The organism is Halanaerobium sp. (assembly GCF_003070835.1).
Window position 1 is genome coordinate 1 of the sequence record NZ_QBLR01000197.1, and the last position, 6257, is coordinate 6257.

The following is a 6257-nucleotide window of genomic DNA, read 5'->3' on the forward strand; positions in this document are numbered from 1 at the left end:
GAAAGTATCTTTTCCATTAAGTTCAGTTGTCATATAGACTTCATCTTTATCAACAGCAAAGTTTACTATTGAACGCTGCTTAAATCTAAATAATTTTTCGTTCGGTGATCTATCATTTTTATATTGATAAATAGCATTCTTATAATCCTGACCTGTATCCTGATTTTTTAGCTCCATTGTAATGATGGGTAAACCATTTAGGAAAAGCACAACATCAATTCTTTTCTCATCCTGGTAATTTAGTTCATCGATCACGGAGAAGATGTTCTGATTGTATAATTTATTCAACTTTTCATTAAAATCTGTCGGGGGTTTAAAGTAAGCTAAGTCTAATTTTTTACCATAATCTTTAATGCCATGCTTAATTACATCAATCATACTTCTTCTGGCCAATTCTTCATTTAATCTTTTAACAATTTTCTGCTTATACTCAGGTCCATAAATATTTTTTAATTCTTTCATAGTCTTTTTTTGAGTTGTTTCCAGGAATTCAAATAACATTTCTGTATCTAAAGCATGGTACTTATCATAGTTTAAATTACTGCTCTCAACATAATCATTCTCCTTAATCAGATATTCTTTAATCAACTGCTGAAAGGCGTTCTCTTTCAGTTTCGCTGGAGTTATTGTGCTCAGCAAGTTCTTCTCCCCCTTCTAATTCGTAATCTCTCAAATCTATCTTACCTGTAACAGCCTCAAAGATAAGAGACTTTTTATATTTTTTATATTTTTCTATTGATTTTTTTGTTTTTTGGATTAGGTTATCTATTTGTTGGGTCTTTTGTTTAAGATAACTTACTATCTTTTGTTGTATATCTAAATTCATCTTTGGTAAATGTAAATTATCAAATTGTTCTTGAGAAATCATAGGAACTGCAGTAGATGACACGATCAGTTTGAAAAACTCAGAAACTGAAAAAGAATTTAGATAATAATAAAAATATTTTGGCTCTATTTCTATATTATTTATTAGAATCAAACTGGGATTTATTGTCGCTTCACCTATTTCTTTATCAATCATTGCTACTTTACCAATACTTCCTCTTTGAACAACAAGTAAATCATTATATTTCACCATTATTTCAGGAGATTCATAATATTTTTCCCAACTAATGTATGTGGGATCAGATAAATCTATTTTATTGTTATCATCTATGTGCTTACCTCCTAGTGTTAACGCACCATTTCCTTTATCCACTAAATCATCTTTTGTATATCCTCTATAGCCTATACGCCCATGAATATCAGCTATATATTTTACTTTACTAATATCCCAATACTCAGGTATTTCACCTATCCATTCAACTCCACTATCTTTCATCTCAATTTCATCAACTAATTCTCCATCTTCATTGATGTATTTATCTCCTAATTTGCCTTTAGTTACAGCCTCAGTTATAACTGATTTTTTATATTTTTCTAGATAGTTTATAAGCTTTTCTTTTTTGTTTATTATCTCATCTATTTCAGCAGTTTTTTGGTCGAGGAATGAAGCTATTTTTTGTTGTTCTTTCTTAGAAGGTTTTGGTAATTTAATATTTTTCAAGTCTTTAGTAGAAATTGAATCATAAGTAGAACCAGTAGAAATCTTATCAAAATAAATTTTTGATATTTTTAATAATTCATAAAGAAACAAAAGATTGTTTTTTGGTTTTATAGCACATAACCCCCGCCCAATACAATATTTTTTGTCAGCAATATTTAAATCTCCTACTGGAGCTCTTACTGAAATTAGTATTTCATTTTTGTTTGCAATTTTCTTTGGTTCAGTAGTATAATGTTTTTCCTTAGGATTTAAATCTCCAAATTCAGCATTACCTTGTAAAAAAGGAACCCCTTTTTTTATAATATTTACTGTGGCCGAATTAACAGACTGGCCCATATTTACTGTTGTAATATATTTAAGTTTAGTAATATCCCAATCTTTCGGTATCTCGCCTAACCATTCAATCCCACTATCCTTATATTCATCATATCTCTTATATTCTCTCACCATAACCACTACCCTAAAACTTTCTGCATAATCTCATTAATTTCAGCTTCCAGTTTTTCTATATCTTCTTTAATCTCATGAGAAGGTTCTAGCTCTTCAAACTCATAAAAATATCTGGTGAATGGTATCTCATAGCCAACTCTAGTATAGGAGTAATCAACCCATGCTTCTGGTACATGTGGTTTAACCTCATTTTCAAAATAAGCTGTGATGTTATCTTTTTCTTTTTCAACAAAATCAGAATAATCCTGTTTATATCCTTCCACCTTATGGCTGAAAGGAATTCTCTCATAATCACGAAGATCGGTATCTGATTCTATCTTACCTCGTTTTTTACAGTAGGCAGCAGTTTCATCTCTTTTGGCAAGTCCATTTCTGACAGCTTTCATTAAGGAACGCTTTAAGTCTAGCTCACCTAAAATATCTTTTAGAACTTCTTTAAATTCTTTTCTGTTTTTCCAGACTTTATCCTGGTCAATATTTTCTCTCAATCTATTTAAAATTTTCTCCTGCAGTTTCTTTCCTTCTTCAAGCTTTTCTAGTTTCTTTTTATCCTTAGACTTAAACTCAGGAGCTTCAGATAATTTCTTCAGCTTCTTATATTTCTCTTCATCAAATAACTTTGAGAAAGTATTTTCAGCATAAATATTTTCAATTCTATCTTCAGTAATTTTAAAGTTTAATTTAAGTGGTCTTTCAATTCTAACTTTAAGGTAACCAAATTCCTCTTTATCAAATATTTTGGAGTATTCATTTTCCTGGAAGGCACCATAGATTTCAGTTATTCTATTTATCTGCTGCTTGGAAATTTTATTTCTTTTGGCACCCAGTGATTTTCTCATCTTTTTATAGAAACTTGTTGCATCAACCAGCTGAATCTTATCTTTTCTGATAGGACCTTTTTCTAAATCATCATTTTTTCTATTAGATAAGACCCATATATAAGTAGCAATCCCAGTGTTGTAAAATAGTTCTTCTGGCAGTGCAATAATACCTTCCAATAAATCATTCTCTATTATCCAGCGTCTGATTTCACTTTCACCACTATTAGCATCACCAGTAAATAGAGGAGAACCATTAAAGATAATAGCCATTCTACTTCCTTTTTTATCAGTTTTCATTTTAGAAAGCATGTGCTGCAGGAAGAGGAGAGATCCATCAGAAGTTCTGGGGGTACCTGCTCCAAATCTACCATCAAAGCCCTGATTTTTATGCTCTTTTTTTACTTCCTTGCTGTCTTTTCTCCAGCTGACACCGAAGGGAGGATTCATCAAACCATATCTAACACGTAAACCTTTATGTAAATCATTAGTTAAAGAGTTTCCTAAAGCAATGTTATCAGCATTTTCTCCTTCACCTTTAATTAACATATCGGCCTTACAGATAGCATAGGACTGATCATTAATCTCCTGACCATATAAGGCTACCTCAGCCTTAGGATTCATCTCGTGAATGTAGTTCTCAGCTACTGAAAGCATTCCACCAGTTCCGCAGGCAAAGTCTCCTATAGTAGAAATATTACCTGGATTAGTCAGCTCATCTTCTTCACCATTAAAAATAATATTGACCATTAACTCAATTACCTCTCTAGGTGTATAGTGGTCACCAGCTTCAGCATTTTCAGAAAATCTTCTAATTAATTCTTCAAATATGTAACCCATTTCCTGATTGGATACTTTCTCAGGGTGTAGATCCAATTTATTAAACTCTTTAACCACCAAAAAGAGAAGATTATTTGAGTTAAGTTTAGTTATTTCTTTATCAAAATCAAAGTTCTCCATAATCTCTCTGATATTGGCACTGAAACCTCTGATATATGCTCTTAAATTCTCTGCTATATTATCTGGATCATCAAGCAGTTTATCAAAGTCATATTTGCTTTTATTATGGAATTTAAAACCTGCTGCTGCATTCAACAGTTCAGGTATATCTACTTCCTTAGCTTTCTCTAATACTTTGTCTTTAGTTGGCACTAGAATGCAGTCAAAACGCCTTAAAACTGAAAGAGGTAGTATTATGTCTCCATATTTTTCTGGCTTATATGGTCCTCTTAAAAGATTTGCTATGTTCCAAATAAAATTTACTTTTTCTCCAAAGTTGTTCATTGTATGTAACTCCTCCTGGGAAAATTAAATCCACTTTCTTTATATGATTTTGCTGTATAGAACTCACCAACTTTATAATTATCCATAACCATTCACAACTCCTTTTAAATATACTTACTAAATACCTTTTTGAACAATAATACTTTTTCTATCATCCAATCAAAAGCTTCAGACCAATCATCGTTGTTGGAAATAGAATAAGAATTTGTTAATCTAACTCTGCTAGCTTTCTTTTCTGGCAACTCCTGCCAGTCTAATGAAGAACCAACTTCTGTCTCAATCTCTTCTTTATTCTTATAAAAATTATCAAATGCTTCTGAAGAATCTGGTATGTAAATATCTGTAGAAATATTTCCTTTTTGGGTATTAACAGATAATGATATATGAGCTTCAGATGTTCCAAAGCTAATATCATACCAGTGTTGAGCTCTTGGCTTTCTAAAATTGATATTATAACCCTGCTCCTGTGCATAATCTTTTAACTTTGTCCAAAACTCAAGCTGCATTTTTTTCGTATCTGTCAATTTAGTCTTTTCTACACTACTTTTTACATCTTTAGACCAATAATTTGGTTTTTCTATAACATTAATTTTCGGTGCATAATTAGAATCATCTATCTGCCATAGTTCGATCTGAACCAGAAAGAAACTTAATTCAGTATTAGTCTTTTCATTCAACCACTCAACAGCTTGTTGATGCTCTTCCTGAGTCTCTTTAACAACCCAGATTACTATTCCGGCATCAATACCAGCTGCATAGGTTATCAATTTACCCAGATGGTCATGATCAGTTTTTTCTAATTGATTTTCTATTATTATATTGTTACCTGTATTGGATTCTTCTGCTAAAATATCTACATTAAATCTACCAACACTGGCTTCTTTTTCAATTATTACAATCTCTACACCAATTTCATCACTTAAAAGTTCTATATTTTCATCTTCTGCAAGCCATTTAGTGAAATCATAGGCTTCATGCTGCCAGGCTTCTCTTAGATCAACTTGTTTTAATCTAGATAAATTAATAGACATAGTTTTACCTCCTGAAGTTCTTTTAATAATTATTAAGTATTTATATCAAATTAATTTTTTACATCTAAATATATACTTCTTGAAATATATAGTTTTTCCTTTATTCACAAGTCAACAAATTCTGCCATTTTTTAACTTAGCTATCCATTTTTTATGATATAATATTGATAACTTGATCATGCTTAATGACAATGATCAACACTTTAAACACTAAAAAAATAAGGTCCCTGCTTTTACACAGAGACCAGAGACGACTTAATAACTTCTTAATTCTTCCTTTAAAATTCTAATAGAATTATTCACCCTGACTGTTGCAATCTTCTGTTTTAACTTTTTCTTTAAACAGTTCAACCAAATCCTCACATCTCACAGCAGCCACCCCTTATTTTGATTTTTATTTTTGGGAGCTGCCTCGAGCAGATCATCTCTAACTGCGGCAGATAATCATCGTATAATAATACTTTCGATTCAACAAATTACTGCCGACAAATAAAACCGGCTGAGGTTTTAATCCCAGCCGGTTAGTTTGCTTTCTTCTATTTAATGCTTCAAAAAATCTATTAATTCTTCCTTCGAATTTGTAGTTACTATTTTTTCACTTAAATCTTCAATTTTACTTAATTCTCCATCATTGATTAAATTTATAATTTCATTATCTAATTTGCCAAATTTAGCTTTAATTTGTCTCATCAGAATTAAGCTTGCTTCTTCCTGTTTCCCCTCAATCTTTCCTTCTTCTTTTCCTTTTTTCTTACCCTGCTCTTCTGCATATTTCAATATTTTGACCATTTTGTAATCCCTCCATATCTCTGATATTTCAGCCTCAGTTAAAAATTTGTCACTTAAAACAAAAGTCAAAGCTACGATATTATCTTTTAAATTTTGATCTATTTCCAGTTTTCCTTCCAGCTCAATAGTATCTTTAACCAGCTCAGCTATCTTCTGGTCACTCTTCATTAAAGGAAGGAATATTAAGTCAAGATAATTTATTTCTTCCCTCTTCTCTATTTTTTCTTTTAATTCTCTCAGCTTTTCTTTACCATCTTTATCAGACATATTAACAACAGTTGTGTTATAGCCCAGACTGCCGCAGTTAAAACCAGCTTTTGCTGCCGGATATCCTTTAAT

5 protein-coding genes are annotated in these 6257 nt (G+C 31.3%); all 5 read right to left on the reverse strand.

What is annotated here, in order from left to right; genetic code table 11:
- Positions 1–639 (reverse strand): type I restriction endonuclease (locus CI949_RS15110; RefSeq protein WP_290767789.1); only part of this gene is annotated, 639 nt, incomplete at its 3' end.
- Complete coding sequence (locus CI949_RS15115; RefSeq protein WP_089719933.1) at positions 581–1996, reverse strand: restriction endonuclease subunit S; 1416 nt, start codon at positions 1994–1996, stop codon at positions 581–583. The genes CI949_RS15110 and CI949_RS15115, both read right to left, overlap by 59 nt.
- 5 nt (positions 1997–2001) lie before the next feature.
- Positions 2002–4098, reverse strand: a complete 2097-nt coding sequence (locus CI949_RS15120) for a class I SAM-dependent DNA methyltransferase (RefSeq protein WP_089719935.1) — start codon at positions 4096–4098, stop codon at positions 2002–2004.
- Positions 4099–4202: 104 nt separating this feature from the next.
- Positions 4203–5129, reverse strand: coding sequence for a DUF4268 domain-containing protein (locus CI949_RS15125; RefSeq protein WP_208107129.1), 927 nt, complete (start codon positions 5127–5129; stop codon positions 4203–4205).
- Positions 5130–5669: 540 nt separating this feature from the next.
- A partial coding sequence (locus CI949_RS15130) for a DUF4351 domain-containing protein (RefSeq protein WP_290767797.1) occupies positions 5670–6257 on the reverse strand: 588 nt, incomplete at its 5' end.